The organism is Oxalobacteraceae bacterium OTU3CINTB1 (assembly GCA_024123955.1).
Lineage (GTDB): Bacteria > Pseudomonadota > Gammaproteobacteria > Burkholderiales > Burkholderiaceae_D > Rugamonas.
This window is the reverse complement of the sequence record CP099652.1, coordinates 884,599-900,471: the sequence shown is the minus strand read 5'-3', so window position 1 is coordinate 900,471 and position 15,873 is coordinate 884,599. Positions and strand designations below refer to the sequence as shown.

Genomic DNA, 15,873 nt, shown 5'->3' with positions numbered 1-15,873 from the left:
GTGAAAACGCCCGCTGATCACAGCGGGCGGGTTTTTTACAGCTAGACTACAGATTAACGCGAGTACAGTTCGACGATCAGCGATTCGTTGACGTCGTTGGCGATCTCGTTACGCTCTGGCAGGGACTTGAAGGTGCCTTCCATTTTCTTGGCATCGACCGACACCCAGCTTGGCATGCCGACTTGTTCAGCCAGCGACAGCGCTTCAACGATACGCACTTGCTTCTTCGACTTTTCGCGCACGGCAACGACGTCGCCGATCTTGACCGAGTACGAAGCGATGTTGACCACTTGGCCGTTCACGGTGAACGCTTTGTGCGATACCAGCTGACGCGCTTCAGCGCGGGTCGAGCCGAAGCCCATGCGGTATGCAACGTTGTCCAGGCGGGTTTCCAGCAGCTTCAGCAGGGTTTCGCCGGTGTTACCCTTGCGACGGTCCGCTTCGGCGAAGTAGCGACGGAACTGACGTTCCAGAACGCCGTACATACGCTTGACTTTTTGCTTTTCGCGCAGTTGGTTGCCGTAGTCCGAGGTGCGGGCACCCGACTTGACGCCGTGCTGGCCTGGTTTGACGTCCAGTTTGCACTTGCTGTCGAGCGAGCGACGTGCGCTCTTCAGGAACAGGTCAGTACCTTCACGGCGGGAGAGTTTTGCTTTAGGTCCGATATAACGTGCCACGATGCTTCCTTTTTATAAATAATAACGCCCCAGCCACAGACGGGAATTCCCGGATTGCGGTTAGGCGCTAGTCTGATCCTCAGGGTGGGCCAGACGGTGGCTTAAATACGAATAACCCGCCGAATGCGTTCGACAGGCGACAACAGCCGGGCAGTATAACCGTTTCCGGCTTTCTGCTCCAGCGATTTCTAATAGCCGGAAGGAGGCGAAGCGAACTTCGCCGCCGACCGCGCGATTAGATACGACGACGTTTTGGAGGACGGCAGCCGTTGTGTGGCACTGGGGTAACGTCCTGGATCTCGGTGATCTTGATGCCCAGGTTGTTCAGTGCGCGCACTGCGGATTCGCGACCAGGACCTGGGCCCTTGATACGCACTTCCAGGTTCTTCACGCCGCATTCAACAGCGACTTTACCAGCCGCTTCAGCCGCAACCTGCGCTGCGAACGGGGTCGATTTACGCGAACCCTTGAAGCCAGCACCACCGGAGGTCGCCCACGACAGAGCATTGCCCTGACGGTCGGTGATGGTGATGATGGTGTTGTTGAAGGAAGCGTGAACGTGCGCGATACCTTCGGCGACGTTCTTCTTGACCTTCTTGCGTACGCGCGCTGCTGCTGCGCTGCTTTGTTGCTTAGCCATGTGATTTCCCTAGATTATTTCTTGAGCGATTGAGCGGCTTTGCGCGGGCCCTTGCGGGTACGTGCATTGGTGCGGGTGCGCTGACCGCGGACCGGCAGGCCCTTACGGTGACGCATGCCGCGGTAGCAACCCAGATCCATCAAACGCTTGATGTTCATGGACAGTTCGCGGCGCAGGTCGCCTTCGACGATGAATTTAGCTACTTCATCGCGCAGCTTTTCCAGCTCGCTGTCGTCCAGATCCTTGACCTTTTTATCGGTCGCAATACCCGTCGCGGCGCAGATGAACTTTGCGCGTGGGCGGCCTACACCATAGATGGCCGTCAGGCCGATAACGGTGTGCTGATGATTTGGGATATTAACCCCTGCAATACGTGCCATTCGTTATTCCTCGATAAATAACGGTTATTAACCTTGACGCTGCTTGTGACGCGGTTCGACGCAGATTACGCGAACGACGCCCTTGCGCTTGATGATCTTGCAGTTGCGGCAGATCCGCTTGACTGAGGCGTTAACTTTCATTTTGCTCTCTCTTTGGTTAGTTACTTGGTCCGGAACACAATGCGTGCTCGGCTCAGATCGTAAGGTGTCAGTTCGACCGTCACCTTGTCGCCAGGAAGAATGCGGATATAGTTCATCCGCATTTTACCCGAAATATGCCCGAGCACCACGTGTCCGTTTTCCAGCTTTACTCGAAATGTTGCATTGGGGAGATTCTCAAGAATCTCGCCCTGCATCTGTATGACGTCGTCTTTTGCCATTCGGTATGTTTACCGCGCTTATCGCGTCGGAATTCCGCCTTTGAAATTTGCTTTGCGCAGCAGCGATTCATATTGCTGCGACATCACGTAGTTTTGTACCTGGGCCATGAAATCCATGGTCACAACCACAATAATCAACAGAGAAGTACCACCAAAATAGAACGGTACCTTCCACTCGGCTTGCATGAATTCCGGCAACAAACACACCAGAGTGATGTAGATGGCGCCAGCCAGTGTCAAACGTGTCAGGATCTTGTCGATGTAACGGGCAGTCTGCTCACCGGGACGAATCCCTGGCACAAAGGCCCCGCTCTTCTTCAAGTTATCCGCTGTTTCCTTGCTGTTGAAGACCAGCGCCGTATAGAAGAAACAGAAAAACACGATCGCAATGGCATACAACAGTGCGTGGATGGGCTCGCCTGGCCCCATCGATGCTGCCAAATCTTTCAGGAACCGGACGACAGGGTTGGCCGTATCGGCGCCCTGCGTGAACCAGCCCACGATCGTTGCCGGGAACAAGATAATCGACGAAGCGAAAATCGGTGGGATCACGCCGGCCATGTTCAACTTCAATGGCAGGTGCGACGTTTGTCCACCGTAAATCTTGTTACCCACCTGGCGTTTGGCGTAGTTCACCAGAATCTTGCGCTGGCCACGTTCGACAAACACCACGAAGAACGTCACCGCCACCACCAGGATCATGATGATGATCGCCGAGAACGCGCCGATCGAACCGTTGCTCACCGAGGCACCCAAACCGCCCAGCGCGCTCGGCAGACCTGCCGCGATACCCGCGAAGATGATGATCGAGATGCCGTTGCCCAGACCGCGTTCGGTGATCTGCTCGCCGAGCCACATGACGAACATGGTGCCGGTCAGCAGGGTGACCACGGTCACGAAGCGGAACGCGTAGCCGGGATCGAGCACCAGACCTGGCTGCGACTCCAGCGCCACGGCGATCGACAACGCCTGGAACAGCGCCAGCACGACCGTGAAATACCGGGTGTACTGGGTGATCTTGCGACGGCCCGATTCGCCTTCCTTCTTCAGCGCTTCCATCTGCGGCGACACGATCGACACCAGTTGCATGATGATCGAGGCCGAAATGTAAGGCGTGATACCCAGCGCAAAGACTGTGAAGCGCGCCAGAGCGCCACCGCTGAACATGTTCAACATGCCCAGGATGCCGCCCTCTTGCGACTTGAACAGCGCGGCCAATTGTACCGGATCGATCCCGGGAACCGGGATGTGAGCGCCGATACGATAAACCACCAATGCACCAAGCAAGAACCAGAGCCGGTTCCAAGGGAACCCGGCAGCAGCACTTTTAGCCAATTGTGGATTAGTCGCCAATTTTCGCTCCGATCAAGCTGTTAGCGGTCAACTCAGGCTACCGAGCCGCCGGCTGCTTCGATGGCCGCTTTCGCGCCAGCGGTCACTTTCAGGCCTTTGAGGTTCACCGCTTTGGTGATCTCGCCGGACAGAATGACGCGCACGTCGCGGGCCAGCACAGCCAGCACGCCGGCTTGCTTGAGCACCAGGATGTCGACGTCGCCGACCGGCAGGTTGTTCAGGTCGGACAGGCGCACTTCAGCTTTGAAGGTGGCGTTGAGCGACTTGAAACCGCGCTTAGGCAGACGGCGTTGCAGAGGCATCTGACCGCCTTCGAAACCGACTTTGTGGAAGCCGCCCGAACGCGATTTTTGACCCTTGTGACCACGGCCCGAGGTTTTACCCAGACCGGAGCCGATACCGCGGCCGACGCGACGCTTGTAGTGCTTGGCGCCATCGGCTGGTTGAATGGTATTCAGTTCCATGATTTCTCCGTGTGTAAGCCCGGGGGCTTACGCAACTACTTTAACGAGGTACGATACTTTGTTGATCATGCCGCGCACGGATGGGGTGTCTTGCAGCTCGGAGACCGAGTTGACACGACGCAGGCCCAGACCGCGGACGGTGGCACGGTGGTCTTCACGCGTGCCGATCAAGCCCTTGACCAATTGTACTTTGACGGTTTTGGTTGTCATAACGTTCACCTTAGCCCAGGATTTCTTCTACCGACTTGCCGCGTTTCGCAGCAATTTCAGCAGGAGTACTCATTTTTGCCAGACCATCCAGCGTTGCACGGACCAGGTTGTAAGGGTTGCTCGAGCCGGTGGATTTCGCCACGACGTCGGTCACGCCCATTACTTCGAAGATCGCGCGCATTGCGCCGCCAGCGATGACGCCGGTACCTGGTTTCGCAGGCGACATCATCACTTTCGATGCGCCGTGACGGCCGGTAACGGTGTGCTGCAGGGTGCCGTTTTTCAGGTTGACCTTGATCAGGTTGCGACGGGCTTCTTCCATTGCCTTCTGCACACCGACCGGTACCTCTTTCGACTTGCCCTTGCCCATGCCGATGCGGCCATCGCCGTCACCAACCACGGTCAGCGCGGCGAAACCCATGATACGACCACCCTTGACCACTTTGGTCACGCGGTTGATCGCGATCATTTTTTCGCGCATGCCGTCATCCGGCTTGTCGCTTGCCATTTTTGCTTGCATTTTTGCCATGATCGTTCCTTAGAACTTCAGACCGGCTTCGCGCGCGGCTTCTGCCAGCGCCTTCACACGGCCGTGGTAACGGAAACCGGAGCGGTCGAACGCGACTTCGGTAATCCCTGCTTTCAGTGCTTTTTCTGCGACGCGCTTGCCGACGATCGCGGCAGCGGCAGCGTTGCCGCCCTTGCCCGATTTGCCAGCCAGTTCGTTGCGCACTTCGACTTCTGCCGTGGAGGCCGATACCAGTACTTTGGCATCCGGCGAGATCAGGTTCGCGTAGATATGCAGGTTAGTGCGGTGTACCGACAGGCGGTTCACTTTCTGTTGCGCGATCTTGATCCGGGTTTGGCGTCCGCGGCGCAGACGTGATTCTTTCTTGTCCATCGTCAGCCCCTAGTTACTTCTTCTTGGTTTCTTTGATCTTAACCACTTCGTCCGCATAGCGAACACCCTTGCCTTTATAAGGCTCTGGGGAGCGGTAAGCGCGAACTTCAGCAGCCACTTGGCCCACTTGCTGACGGTCGATGCCTTTGATGACGATCTCCGTTGGCGTTGCGGTAGCGCAGGTGACGCCGGCTGGCATCGAGTGCACGACAGGGTGCGAGAAGCCCAGCGACAGATTCAGCTTGTCGCCCTGCGCTTGCGCCTTGTAACCCACACCGACCAGGTTCAGCTTTTTCTCGAAACCCTTGGTGACGCCGGTGACCATGTTGTTGACCAGTGCGCGCAGCGTGCCGGACATGGCATTGGCTTCGCGGCTGTCATCGGCCGGGACGAAATTGAGGGTTCCTTCTTTGTTTTCCACTTTGACCTGGCCGTTGAGGACCTGGGTCAAGACGCCCAGCGGGCCCTTGACAGTGATCGCCTGTGCGGAGATGGCGACATCAGCGCCAGCTGGCACAGCGATTGGCATTTTAGCTACACGAGACATGTCTAACTCCTTATGCGACGTAGCAAATAACTTCGCCGCCGACACCGGTAGCGCGTGCTTTGCGGTCCGTCATGACGCCTTGCGGAGTCGACACGATCGCCACACCCAAGCCATTCATCACAGTAGGGATCTCGTCCTTGCCCTTGTAGACGCGCAGGCCCGGACGGGACACGCGCTCAAGGCGCTCGATGACGGGACGGCCAACATAATACTTCAAACCGATTTTCAGTTCCGCTTTGCCACCAGCTTCGGCTACGGCGAAATCTTCAATGTAACCCTCGTCCTTGAGGACGTTGGCAATCGCAATTTTGACTTTCGACGATGGCATGGCCACGGTCGTTTTTTGCACGCCCTGGGCGTTACGAATGCGGGTCAGCATATCGGCGATAGGATCGCTCATACTCATTGCATATTCTCCTATTACCAGCTTGCTTTAGTCATACCCGGAATCTCACCACGCATGGCGAATTCACGGAGCTTGATACGGCCCAGACCGAATTTACGGAAAGTGCCGCGAGGACGACCGGTGACGGCGCAGCGGTTACGCTGGCGGGTCGGAGCCGAGTTACGTGGCAGCGCTTGCAGTTTCAGGCGCGCTTCGTAACGTTCTTCTTCCGACTTCGACTGGTCATCAATGATGGCCTTCAGCGAAGCGCGCTTGGCGGCGAATTTGTTCGCCAGGTCCACACGCTTTTGCTCACGGTTAATCAGTGCGAGTTTTGCCATGATCTTCTTAGTTCCTGAACGGGAATTTAAAGGCGGCGAGCAAAGCTTTGGCTTCGTCGTCGGTCTTGGCGGTGGTGGTAATCGAAATGTTCATACCACGCAGCGCATCGATCTTGTCGTACTCGATCTCAGGGAAGATGATCTGCTCTTTGACACCGATGTTATAGTTGCCGCGGCCATCGAACGAACGACCATTGACACCACGGAAATCGCGCACGCGCGGCAGGGCCACGGTAATGAAGCGATCGAGGAACTCGTACATGCGAGCGCCACGCAGGGTGACCATGGTACCGATCGGGTAGCCTTCACGGATTTTGAAACCCGCGATAGCCTTGCGCGACTTGGTCGTCACTGGCTTTTGGCCAGCGATCTTGGTCAGGTCGCCGACGGCGTGTTCGAGGACTTTCTTGTCCGCGATTGCCTCACCAACACCCATGTTCAGGGTGATCTTGGTCAGGCGTGGAACTTCCATCACCGACTTGTAACCGAATTTCGCGGTCAGGTCGGCGACGACTTTATCTTTGTAGAATTCTTGGAGACGTGCCATGATTTCTTAAGCCTTCACTACTTCGCCGGACGATTTGAAGATGCGGACTTTTTTGCCATCCACTTCTTTGAAACCGACACGGTCTGCCTTGCCACTAGCCGCGTTGAACAACGCGACATTGGACACGTGAATCGGCATAGTCTTGTCGACGATACCACCTTGTACGCCAGTCATTGGGTTAGGCTTGGTCGCTTTTTTAGCGACGTTGACGCCTTCAACCACGACATGCTCCGCATCTACACGACGCGAAACGACGCCACGTTTGCCCTTGTCTTTCCCGGTCAGAACGATGACTTCGTCGTTTTTACGAATCTTATCCATTACGACTCCTTACAGGACTTCCGGTGCCAGGGACACGATCTTCATGAACTTTTCAGTGCGCAGCTCGCGCGTCACTGGTCCAAAAATACGGGTACCGATCGGTTCCAGCTTGGCGTTCAACAGAACGGCGGCATTGCCGTCGAACTTCACCAGGGAACCGTCTTGGCGGCGAACACCTTTAGCGGTGCGCACAACCACGGCGTTATAAATTTCACCTTTTTTGACACGGCCACGTGGCGCGGCGACTTTGACAGTCACTTTGATCACATCGCCAATGCCAGCATAACGGCGCTTGGAACCGCCCAATACCTTGATGCACATAACTTCTTTTGCACCGGTATTGTCGGCCACTTCGAGCCGGCTTTCAGTTTGAATCATAGTATTCTCTTTCCCAACTTAAGCCGAAGAATCCACACAATGCGGACCTGCGGTCAGTCTTGGTCCCGCCAGCGCGCCCATGCAGGGCGTGATGTTTGGGTGCTTGACCTTCGTACTGCGACCGACCGCACGGTTCTGCGTCTGTGGCCAGACACTTTGCGGCGTTACATGAACGAAGCCCGCAAGTATATAACACAACTCGCGGGCTTGCAAGAACTAATTAAAAACACCCCGACCGCCGTTGCCGGCAAAGCGGGGCGCACTTAATTAAACGATTTGCGCGGCTTGCACCACGCGCGTCACGGTCCATGCCTTCGTTTTGGAGATCGGACGACCTTCCACGATTTCCACCGTGTCACCGGTTTTCACCTGGTTGGTCTCGTCATGCGCGTGATACTTGTTCGAGCGCATGATGATCTTGCCGTACAAAGGATGCTTGACGTGACGTTCGATCAGAACGGTAACGGTTTTGTCCATTTTGTCGGACACCACTTTACCGACCAGCGTGCGCTTGAGCGGCTTGTTCACTGTTTCGGTCATTTGGCTTCCTTGGTGTTCATTACCGTTTTTACACGTGCGATGTCGCGACGTACCTTCTTGAGCTGCGAAGTATTGCTCAGCTGCTGCGTCGCGATTTGCATGCGCAGGCCGAACTGGGCCTTCAACAGGTCAGTCAGCTCTTTTTGCAGAGCTACCTGGTCTTTGCCGCGGAGTTCAGATGCTTTCATATTTCACTCCTGTTATTGGCCGACTTGGCGGACCACGAAGGTCGTCGCCAGTGGCAGTTTGGCAGCGGCCAGGCGGAATGCTTCGCGCGCCAAGGTTTCGTCGACGCCGTCCATTTCGTACAGGACTTTGCCCGGACGGATTTCAGCGACGTAGTACTCTGGATTACCCTTACCGTTACCCATACGAACTTCGGCTGGCTTGTTCGAGATCGGTTTGTCCGGGAAGATGCGGATCCAGATACGGCCGCCACGTTTGATGTGACGGGTCATGGCGCGACGAGCGGCTTCGATCTGGCGTGCCGTGATACGACCACGGGCAACGGCTTTCAGACCGAATTCACCGAACGACACCGAAGTGCCGGTGCCATGCGAAATGCCGGTGTTACGGCCTTTCTGCTCTTTACGATACTTCCTGCGTGCTGGTTGCAGCATGATTATTCTCCTGCTTTCTCGGCCGGCTTGGCGGCAGCGGCGCTACGAACGCGTGCTGCGCCTGGAGCGGCTGGTTTAGCACCGGCGCCGGCGCCGGCTGGGCGCGGACGGCCAGCTGGTTTGCCGTCGTCACGACGTGGGCCACGTGGCTTCTTCTCGTCCGGCGGGGTATCGATGACTGGTGCGTCGCCGTTCGGCGCGCGGTCACCCTTGTATACCCAGACCTTGACACCGATGATGCCGTAGGTGGTCGAAGCTTCGCTGGTGCCGTAGTCGATGTCGGCGCGCAGGGTGTGCAGTGGCACACGACCTTCGCGGTACCACTCTTTACGAGCGATTTCGATACCGTTCAGACGACCCGACGACATGATCTTGATGCCCAGGGCACCCAGACGCATGGCGTTTTGCATGGCGCGCTTCATCGCGCGGCGGAACATGATGCGCTTTTCCAGCTGCTGGGCGATCGAATCGGCGATCAGCTGCGAGTCGATTTCCGGCTTGCGGATTTCTTCGATGTTCACGTGGACAGGTACGCCCATGATCTTGGTCAGCGCCGACTTCAGTACTTCGATGTCTTCGCCTTTTTTACCAATGACCACGCCCGGACGCGAGCTGTAGATCGTGAAGCGCGCGTTCTTGGCTGGACGCTCGATGACGATGCGGCCGACCGAAGCGTTCTTCAGCTTGGTCTTCAGGTAGGCGCGCGCCTTCAAGTCTTCGTTCAGCATCGAAGCGAAGTTGCTGTTGCCAGCATACCAACGCGAGGCCCAGTTACGGGTAACCGACAGGCGGAAGCCGGTTGGGTGGATTTTTTGACCCATGCTATAGCTCCTTAGTTGCCGACGGTCACGTAAATGTGACACGATTGCTTCGAGATGCGATCACCCCGGCCCTTAGCGCGTGCGGTGAAGCGCTTGAGGATCGGACCCTTTTCAACGTAGATGACTTTGACGAACAGCTCGTCGATGTCGGCGCCATCGTTGTGCTCGGCGTTGGCGATGGCCGACTCGAGCACTTTCTTGATGATGGTCGCGCCCTTTTTCGGGCTGAATTGCAGAATGTTGAGTGCTGCGTCAACTTTCTTGCCGCGGATCTGGTCGGCCACGAGGCGACCTTTCTGATCCGACAAGCGCACACCCTTGAGGATTGCTTTGGTTTCCATTATTTCTTCGCCTTCTTGTCAGCGGCATGGCCCTTGAACGTGCGGGTCAGCGCGAATTCACCGAGCTTGTGACCAACCATGTTCTCGGAGACGTACACCGGCACGTGCAGCTTGCCATTGTGGACGGCGATCGTCAGGCCGATGAAGTCAGGCATGATGGTCGAACGACGGGACCAGGTTTTGATTGGCTTTTTGTCTTTGGCCGCTTGCGCCGCTTCGACTTTTTTCACCAGGTGGGCGTCACAGAACGGCCCTTTTTTCAATGAACGAGTCATGTGCTACCCCTTATTTCTTGCCGCGGCGCGAGACGATCATGGAAGAAGTGCGCTTGTTGCTGCGGGTCTTCTTACCCTTCGTCTGTTGGCCCCAAGGCGACACTGGATGACGACCAGCTGCGGTTTTACCTTCACCACCACCGTGCGGGTGATCGACCGGGTTCATGACCACACCGCGAACGGTAGGACGAACACCGCGCCAGCGCATCGCACCGGCTTTACCGATTTTACGCAGGCTGTGTTCGGCGTTGCCGACTTCACCCACGGTGGCACGGCACTCGATGTGCACGCGACGAACTTCACCCGAGCGCAGGCGGACCTGGGCGTAGGTGCCTTCGCGGGCCATCAGAACGACGCCGGCGCCGGCGGTACGGGCCATCTGGGCACCCTTACCTGGCAGCATTTCGACGCAGTGCATGACGGTACCGACCGGGATGTTGCGGATCGGCAGGCAGTTGCCCGACTTGATCGGCGCTTCCGAGCCGTTCATGACGGTGTCGCCCACGCTCATGCCCTTGGTGGCGATGATGTAGTGACGCTCGCCGTCGGCGTAGCACAGCAGGGCGATATTCGCGGTGCGGTTTGGATCGTATTCGATACGTTCCACTTTCGCAGGAATGCCATCCTTCTGACGCTTGAAGTCGATCAGGCGATAGTGTTGCTTGTGACCACCACCGATGTGACGGGTGGTGATGTGGCCGTTGTTGTTACGGCCGGCGGTCTTCGATTTTTTCTCAACCAGGGCTGCGAACGGACGACCTTTGTACAGGTCCGGGTTCACAACCTTCACCATGCCGCGACGGCCTGGCGAGGTTGGCTTCATCTTAACGAGTGCCATTATTTAGCCTCCTCGGAGAAATTGATTTCCTGGCCAGGCTTCAGGCACACGAAAGCACGCTTGGTATGGTTGCGGCGGCCGGTGTGGGCGCCGGAACGCTTCTGCTTACCTTCGCGGTTGACGGTCTGCACCGATTCCACTTCGACTTTGAACAGCAGTTCAACGGCGGCCTTGATTTCTGGCTTGGTCGCGTCGGTGGTAACACGGAAAACGATCTGCTCGTTCTTTTCCGCGACCATGGTGGCCTTCTCGGAAATGACCGGAGCTACCAGCACCTTCATCAGGCGCTCTTCGCTAAATTTCAATGCGCTCATGCCAGCATCTCCTCAATCTTGGCCAATGCGGCCTTGGTCACTACAATCTTCTTGTAGAACACCAGCGACATTGGATCTGCGTGACGTGGCTCGACAACCAGAACGTTCGGCAGATTGCGCGAAGCCAGTTCCAGGTTTTCGTTGGCGACGTCGGTGATGATCAGTACCGAGTCAAAGCCCATGCCGGTCAGCTTTTGCGACAGCAGCTTGGTTTTTGGCGCTTCGATCGCGAAATCTTCGACCACAACCAGGCGCTCTTCGCGGGCCAGCTGGGACAGAATCGAGCAGATACCTGCGCGGTACATCTTCTTGTTCACTTTGTGGGTGAAGTTCTCGTCGGGCGAGTTCGGGAAGATGCGACCACCGCCGCGCCACAGTGGCGACGACGACATACCAGCACGAGCGCGGCCGGTGCCTTTTTGGCGCCATGGCTTCTTGGTCGTGTGGTGGACTTCTTCACGGTCTTTTTGTTTACGGTTGCCGCTGCGCGCATTGGCTTGGTAAGCAACGACGATCTGGTGGATCAGGGCTTCGTTGTAGTCGCGGCCGAAAATGGTGTCGGCGGCAGCTACGTTAGAGGCGGCTTGACCTTGAGCGTTCAAGAGCTTGAGTTCCATCGTTTAAGCTCCCTTCTTTGCTTTAACTTTGACAGCAGGCGATACGACGACCTGGCCATTTTTCGCGCCAGGAATCGCGCCTTTGACCAGCAGCAGCTGACGGTCGGCGTCGATACGGGCGATTTCGAGGTTCTGCACGGTGCGGGTGACGTCACCGAGGTGACCGGTCATGCGCTTACCTGGGAACACGCGGCCTGGATCCTGCGCCATACCGATGGAGCCTGGAACGTTGTGCGAACGCGAGTTACCGTGGGTAGCACGGCCCGAAGCAAAGTGGTGACGCTTGATGGTACCGGCATAGCCTTTACCGATCGTGACACCTTGAACGTCGATCTTTTGACCGACTTCGAACAGCGAAGCGGCAACGACATCGCCGGCTTTCAATTCTGCTGCCTTGGTGGCGTCGACGCGGAACTCTTTCAACAGAGTACCGGCTTCAACACCAGCTTTAGCGTGGTGACCAGCAACAGCCTTCGTTACGCGGGAAGCGCGACGTTGACCGAATGCGACCTGAACTGCGGAGTAACCATCAGTTTCAGGAGTTTTGATTTGCGCAACACGGTTGTTCGATACGTCCAGCACGGTGACAGGGATCGAATCCCCTTCATCCGTGAAGATGCGCATCATACCAACCTTGCGACCGAGGAGGCCAAGGCTCATTTTTTCTCCAATTCCCACCTACGATTGGGCGGGGATATGTTGAACTACAAAATTAGTACGGACCAATAAAAGGTCGAATCCATACCGAAGCCGGCTAGTGTAGCGTGAAAAGGGGCTTGACGCAACAACTAAGTACAGGGTATGTCGGGTTTACGCGGAATTATCGGGCCGGTGTGGCGGGACGGGGGAAAGCGAGGCGGGATGCGGGTTGCGGCCGGGATACGGTAGCGGCGAAAAACATTCCTGATTGCCAAAACTCAAGGCGCCGATGGCGGCGCGGCGTCACGCTTCCAGTTTCCACGAACCCACATCACAGGAGCTGAGAATGAACGAACCCGTCCCGCACGTGAAAGAGTCCATCCCGGAATTCGCCCCGCCGTTTTTTGTCTATCTGGCATTTTTGGTCGCCGCCCTGGCCATTGGCAACAACCACTCGTGCAGCGGCGGTCTCGGATTTTACGCGTTGCTAGGGGTGGCGGGTCTACTGGTCCTGCTCGTATGTCCCTTCTTTGTATCCAAGAAACGTGGACCAATCACGCAATTCGTAATGAGCGTTTTCTATTTTTTGCTTGGAATCGCTGTGTGGGCTGGGTCATTTGCGCTTGGCGATATGCGGTTTATGTGCAGCCTCTTCTAACAGGCCTCGCGTATTCCGGCCGGCAGCGCTCTCGTCTGCCGCATTTCGTAGGGCGGATTAGCGAAGCGTAATCCGCCACGCTCCGTCCGGGACCCTAACGCCCTCCACGCTATCGCGCAACCGCAGGCCGCAGGCTGCCGATCAGCGCAAGCACCGACAACAACAGGCCCGCGCCCACGATGACTTGCACCCATTCTGCAGGCAAGGGCCCGGATTCAACCCTGGAAGGGTCGGCCAGCATGCCGAAGAAGCTGAAGTACCCCATGCCCAGCGAGCATCCCCAAGCGGCGGCCAGAAACCGCTGGCCATCGTTGAAGTCGACGCGGGTACGCCAGACCGCATATAACAGCATGGCGCCAAGCAGCACATCGTCAAGCCAGAAAATGAAGTGGGTGCCGGCGCTGATCTGGTGCCAGCGGCGCACCGTTTCCGCCAGCGGCAGAAGAATGCCGAAGATCAGCGCCAGACGGCGGCTAAATATATGGGTCACCGGGTCACCATAAAGGATGTTATATCTGGCGTTTACGCCGTGACTATGACTTCTTGCACATCGGCGTCATCGAACTGCTCTTCCCAAACGGATGAGTATTCTCCGATCGCAGTCTTAATGTTTGCGATCGCTTCTGCCTCGGTCTCTCCATGTGACAAGCAACCCGGCAAAGGCGGTACGGAGACGCTGCCGCCATTGGAGTCCGACCGAATGCTGAGCGGGATCAATCGACTCGCTTCAGGCGTCGGTAGCATGAACTCCCACCAGCCATCGCTGGCTCCCGCCCCACTCTTTCCAATCGATAAAAAAGCGCCCGACGGCACCAAGGAGACGTCATGAACAAACTGTTGCGCACGATATTGCCCGTGCTGGCCGCCTGTGCCAGCCTGGCCGCCGGCCCCGCGCTGGCCAGCGCGAGCGGTACCACCAGCATCGGCAACGTCACGCTCGGCGTCATCGACCTCACGCCGCAGGACGCCGCCAACGCCGGCTATATCATCGATTCCTTCGACACCCGGCTCATGGTCTACACCGACACCAGCAATACCGGCGGCGGCTTCTATCCAACCACCGTGACTCCGCCGCCTTACACCGCCGGCAACGCGCAGATGGCGCACAGCTCGGCCACGGCAGGCGCCACCACCACCGGCATCGTGGGCGATGTCGCCGCGCAAGTCACCACCGGCCCCGCCCTCGGGCTGGACAACATGGTCAGCGCCGACAGCCAGCAGTGGATATGGCTGACCCTGGCCCCGCATACATTGCTGACCGTGTCGGGCAACGTGCTCACCGATGCCACCCGCTCGCTGGACGCCGGCGAGGGGTATGGCGTCTTCAGTTGGGCATCGATCGACATCACCGACAGCGAGATGCACACCTTCAGCTATCTGTCGCGCGAGAGCGCGCTGATCCGGGGCGAGGACACCGGCGCCGCCAGCAGCAGCGAATTCTTCACCCTGGCCTTCGCCAACCCGGGCGCCACCGCCATGGCAGTGAGCGTCAACTTCCTCGCCTACACGGACATCACGGTGACGGCTGCCGTGGTGCCGGAGCCGACCACCTACGCCATGCTGCTGGCCGGCTTGCTGCTGACGGGAAGAGCCGCCCGGCGTGCGGGCCGCACATCCTAACCCTGGATTCTAGGCCCGGGCGACATGGATGCGGGCCTTGATATGTTTTAGGTGGGCGACGATGGTGAAGGTCATCACCACCAACAGCGACCACGAGCTCCACTTGCTGACATGGACCGCCGACCACGCGCCCAACTGGTTGGGATAGCGCCACACGCCCCAGAAGGTGCTGATGTTCTCGGCCAGCCAGATGAAAAAGCCGATCAGCACAAAACTCAGCAACAAAGGCATCTGGCGATCGCGGTCGAGCGGGCGGAACACCACCGTGGTGCGCGCATACAGACCCAGCGCGCACGCGGCCAAATACCAGCGGTAGTCGCCGATGTAGTGGTGGGTGAAGAAGTTGACATATATAAGTAGCGCGACAAACACCGCCATCCAGTACGGCGGGTGATGACGAATCCGCAAGTCGAACAAGCGCCACGCCTGGATGATGTAGCTGCCGACGGCGGCGTACATGAAACCGGAGAACAGCGGAACGCCGAACACCTTGGTGTAGGCGAAGTCCGGATAGCTCCACGACTGGATGCCGCCAGACACCTTGAACACCTCCAGCGCGAAGCCGACCAAATGGAACAGGCAGACCGCCTTGAGCTCATCCCAGGTTTCGAGCCCGGCCCACACCATCCACACCTGGATCGCCAGTGCGGCAACCAGCAGCACGTCGTAGCGCGGCAGTCCGAGGACGCCCGCACGCGGTACCAGGAACACGGCCGCGAAGAACAACGCGACAAACAGGCACGCCCTCGCCTCTTTGACGCCAAAATACAAGAACTCGACCGCCAAGCGCTGAGCGCCGCGCAGTCCTTGGCGGGTCGAATTATCGAGCAAGTGCAGGTCAAGCGCGGCGAGCATGATATATCCGGTTGGGCAAATGACAACAGCCTACCGGCGTCGGAAGATTCTGTCCAGAGTTGGCGGAGCGGCAACGGCATGATTGACTCGCGCCAGATCGCACTTTTTACAACAGTTAGCGGGTACTAACCTTTCCTATACGTTAGGAAAGCTTATAGCGCCCAATACGCCTGGGTTCATTCACGCATCTCGTCTTTTTCGTATCCATCGT

At 57.6% G+C, this 15,873-nt stretch carries 30 protein-coding genes; 2 read left to right on the top strand and 28 right to left on the bottom strand.

All coding sequences use genetic code 11. The features are described 5' to 3' along the window. Positions 1–53: 53 nt before the first annotated feature. From rpsD to rplC, 26 genes are all read right to left on the bottom strand, one after another. Positions 54–677, bottom strand: coding sequence for a 30S ribosomal protein S4 (gene rpsD, locus NHH73_03920; GenBank protein ID USX27458.1), 624 nt, complete (start codon positions 675–677; stop codon positions 54–56). Between the two features lie 235 nt (positions 678–912). Beyond that, positions 913–1,317 carry a 30S ribosomal protein S11 gene (rpsK, locus tag NHH73_03915; GenBank protein USX27457.1) on the bottom strand — a complete coding sequence of 135 codons (405 nt, stop codon included), beginning with the start codon at positions 1,315–1,317 and terminating at the stop codon, positions 913–915. Between the two features lie 14 nt (positions 1,318–1,331). Continuing rightward, positions 1,332–1,697 (bottom strand): 30S ribosomal protein S13, encoded by a 366-nt coding sequence (gene rpsM, locus NHH73_03910; protein USX27456.1) that lies wholly within the window; start codon positions 1,695–1,697, stop codon positions 1,332–1,334. Positions 1,698–1,724: 27 nt separating this feature from the next. Further along, positions 1,725–1,838 (bottom strand): 50S ribosomal protein L36, encoded by a 114-nt coding sequence (gene rpmJ / locus NHH73_03905; protein USX27455.1) that lies wholly within the window; start codon positions 1,836–1,838, stop codon positions 1,725–1,727. 20 nt (positions 1,839–1,858) lie between these two features. Then, positions 1,859–2,077, bottom strand: a complete 219-nt coding sequence (infA, locus tag NHH73_03900) for a translation initiation factor IF-1 (protein ID USX27454.1) — start codon at positions 2,075–2,077, stop codon at positions 1,859–1,861. Between the two features lie 18 nt (positions 2,078–2,095). After that, entirely contained in the window at positions 2,096–3,430 is a 1,335-nt protein-coding gene (gene secY / locus NHH73_03895) for a preprotein translocase subunit SecY (GenBank protein USX27453.1), read from the bottom strand. Positions 3,431–3,462: 32 nt separating this feature from the next. Further along, on the bottom strand, positions 3,463–3,894 hold the full coding sequence (gene rplO / locus NHH73_03890) for a 50S ribosomal protein L15 (GenBank protein USX27452.1): 432 nt from the start codon (positions 3,892–3,894) through the stop codon (positions 3,463–3,465). Positions 3,895–3,921: 27 nt separating this feature from the next. After that, a complete protein-coding gene (gene rpmD / locus NHH73_03885; GenBank protein USX27451.1) occupies positions 3,922–4,104 on the bottom strand; it encodes a 50S ribosomal protein L30 in 183 nt (60 codons plus the stop codon). Between the two features lie 10 nt (positions 4,105–4,114). Continuing rightward, entirely contained in the window at positions 4,115–4,633 is a 519-nt protein-coding gene (gene rpsE / locus NHH73_03880) for a 30S ribosomal protein S5 (protein USX27450.1), read from the bottom strand. Between the two features lie 9 nt (positions 4,634–4,642). After that, on the bottom strand, positions 4,643–5,005 hold the full coding sequence (gene rplR / locus NHH73_03875) for a 50S ribosomal protein L18 (protein ID USX27449.1): 363 nt from the start codon (positions 5,003–5,005) through the stop codon (positions 4,643–4,645). A gap of 13 nt (positions 5,006–5,018) precedes the next feature. Beyond that, positions 5,019–5,552 carry a 50S ribosomal protein L6 gene (gene rplF / locus NHH73_03870; GenBank protein ID USX27448.1) on the bottom strand — a complete coding sequence of 178 codons (534 nt, stop codon included), beginning with the start codon at positions 5,550–5,552 and terminating at the stop codon, positions 5,019–5,021. 10 nt (positions 5,553–5,562) lie between these two features. Continuing rightward, positions 5,563–5,958 (bottom strand): 30S ribosomal protein S8, encoded by a 396-nt coding sequence (rpsH, locus tag NHH73_03865; protein USX27447.1) that lies wholly within the window; start codon positions 5,956–5,958, stop codon positions 5,563–5,565. Between the two features lie 14 nt (positions 5,959–5,972). Next, entirely contained in the window at positions 5,973–6,278 is a 306-nt protein-coding gene (rpsN, locus tag NHH73_03860; GenBank protein USX27446.1) for a 30S ribosomal protein S14, read from the bottom strand. Between the two features lie 7 nt (positions 6,279–6,285). Beyond that, complete coding sequence (gene rplE / locus NHH73_03855; protein ID USX27445.1) at positions 6,286–6,825, bottom strand: 50S ribosomal protein L5; 540 nt, start codon at positions 6,823–6,825, stop codon at positions 6,286–6,288. Between the two features lie 6 nt (positions 6,826–6,831). Further along, positions 6,832–7,146 (bottom strand): 50S ribosomal protein L24, encoded by a 315-nt coding sequence (gene rplX, locus NHH73_03850; GenBank protein USX27444.1) that lies wholly within the window; start codon positions 7,144–7,146, stop codon positions 6,832–6,834. A 9-nt stretch (positions 7,147–7,155) separates the two neighbouring features. After that, complete coding sequence (gene rplN, locus NHH73_03845; protein ID USX27443.1) at positions 7,156–7,524, bottom strand: 50S ribosomal protein L14; 369 nt, start codon at positions 7,522–7,524, stop codon at positions 7,156–7,158. A 267-nt stretch (positions 7,525–7,791) separates the two neighbouring features. Beyond that, positions 7,792–8,064: a 30S ribosomal protein S17 gene (gene rpsQ / locus NHH73_03840; protein ID USX27442.1), complete on the bottom strand. Its 273-nt coding sequence runs from the start codon at positions 8,062–8,064 to the stop codon at positions 7,792–7,794. Further along, the gene (gene rpmC / locus NHH73_03835) at positions 8,061–8,252 is read right to left on the bottom strand and encodes a 50S ribosomal protein L29 (GenBank protein ID USX27441.1); all 192 of its coding nucleotides are present in this window, start codon (positions 8,250–8,252) and stop codon (positions 8,061–8,063) included. Before rpmC ends, rpsQ begins: the two co-directional genes overlap by 4 nt. Positions 8,253–8,264: 12 nt before the next feature. Further along, on the bottom strand, positions 8,265–8,684 hold the full coding sequence (rplP, locus tag NHH73_03830) for a 50S ribosomal protein L16 (protein USX27440.1): 420 nt from the start codon (positions 8,682–8,684) through the stop codon (positions 8,265–8,267). Positions 8,685–8,686: 2 nt separating this feature from the next. Further along, entirely contained in the window at positions 8,687–9,505 is an 819-nt protein-coding gene (gene rpsC, locus NHH73_03825) for a 30S ribosomal protein S3 (GenBank protein USX27439.1), read from the bottom strand. Positions 9,506–9,516: 11 nt separating this feature from the next. After that, positions 9,517–9,849 carry a 50S ribosomal protein L22 gene (rplV, locus tag NHH73_03820; protein ID USX29551.1) on the bottom strand — a complete coding sequence of 111 codons (333 nt, stop codon included), beginning with the start codon at positions 9,847–9,849 and terminating at the stop codon, positions 9,517–9,519. Continuing rightward, positions 9,846–10,121 (bottom strand): 30S ribosomal protein S19, encoded by a 276-nt coding sequence (gene rpsS / locus NHH73_03815; GenBank protein ID USX27438.1) that lies wholly within the window; start codon positions 10,119–10,121, stop codon positions 9,846–9,848. Before rpsS ends, rplV begins: the two co-directional genes overlap by 4 nt. Positions 10,122–10,131: 10 nt before the next feature. Then, positions 10,132–10,959 carry a 50S ribosomal protein L2 gene (rplB, locus tag NHH73_03810; protein ID USX27437.1) on the bottom strand — a complete coding sequence of 276 codons (828 nt, stop codon included), beginning with the start codon at positions 10,957–10,959 and terminating at the stop codon, positions 10,132–10,134. Then, the gene (rplW, locus tag NHH73_03805; protein USX27436.1) at positions 10,959–11,273 is read right to left on the bottom strand and encodes a 50S ribosomal protein L23; all 315 of its coding nucleotides are present in this window, start codon (positions 11,271–11,273) and stop codon (positions 10,959–10,961) included. The genes rplB and rplW overlap by 1 nt, the downstream gene beginning before the upstream one ends. Further along, entirely contained in the window at positions 11,270–11,890 is a 621-nt protein-coding gene (gene rplD, locus NHH73_03800; GenBank protein ID USX27435.1) for a 50S ribosomal protein L4, read from the bottom strand. The genes rplW and rplD overlap by 4 nt, the downstream gene beginning before the upstream one ends. Positions 11,891–11,893: 3 nt before the next feature. Beyond that, positions 11,894–12,550: a 50S ribosomal protein L3 gene (gene rplC / locus NHH73_03795; protein ID USX27434.1), complete on the bottom strand. Its 657-nt coding sequence runs from the start codon at positions 12,548–12,550 to the stop codon at positions 11,894–11,896. A 325-nt stretch (positions 12,551–12,875) separates the two neighbouring features. Here rplC and NHH73_03790 point away from each other — a divergent pair, with 325 nt between their 5' ends. Next, positions 12,876–13,187, top strand: coding sequence for a hypothetical protein (locus tag NHH73_03790; GenBank protein ID USX27433.1), 312 nt, complete (start codon positions 12,876–12,878; stop codon positions 13,185–13,187). Between the two features lie 109 nt (positions 13,188–13,296). Here the strand turns inward: NHH73_03790 and NHH73_03785 are convergent, their stop codons facing one another. Then, the gene (locus NHH73_03785) at positions 13,297–13,677 is read right to left on the bottom strand and encodes a hypothetical protein (protein ID USX27432.1); all 381 of its coding nucleotides are present in this window, start codon (positions 13,675–13,677) and stop codon (positions 13,297–13,299) included. A 335-nt stretch (positions 13,678–14,012) separates the two neighbouring features. Here NHH73_03785 and NHH73_03780 point away from each other — a divergent pair, with 335 nt between their 5' ends. Next, positions 14,013–14,807, top strand: a complete 795-nt coding sequence (locus NHH73_03780) for a PEP-CTERM sorting domain-containing protein (protein ID USX27431.1) — start codon at positions 14,013–14,015, stop codon at positions 14,805–14,807. A gap of 9 nt (positions 14,808–14,816) precedes the next feature. Here NHH73_03780 and NHH73_03775 read toward each other — a convergent pair whose 3' ends face one another. Then, positions 14,817–15,662 (bottom strand): DUF817 domain-containing protein, encoded by an 846-nt coding sequence (locus tag NHH73_03775; protein USX27430.1) that lies wholly within the window; start codon positions 15,660–15,662, stop codon positions 14,817–14,819. Positions 15,663–15,873: the final 211 nt, after the last annotated feature.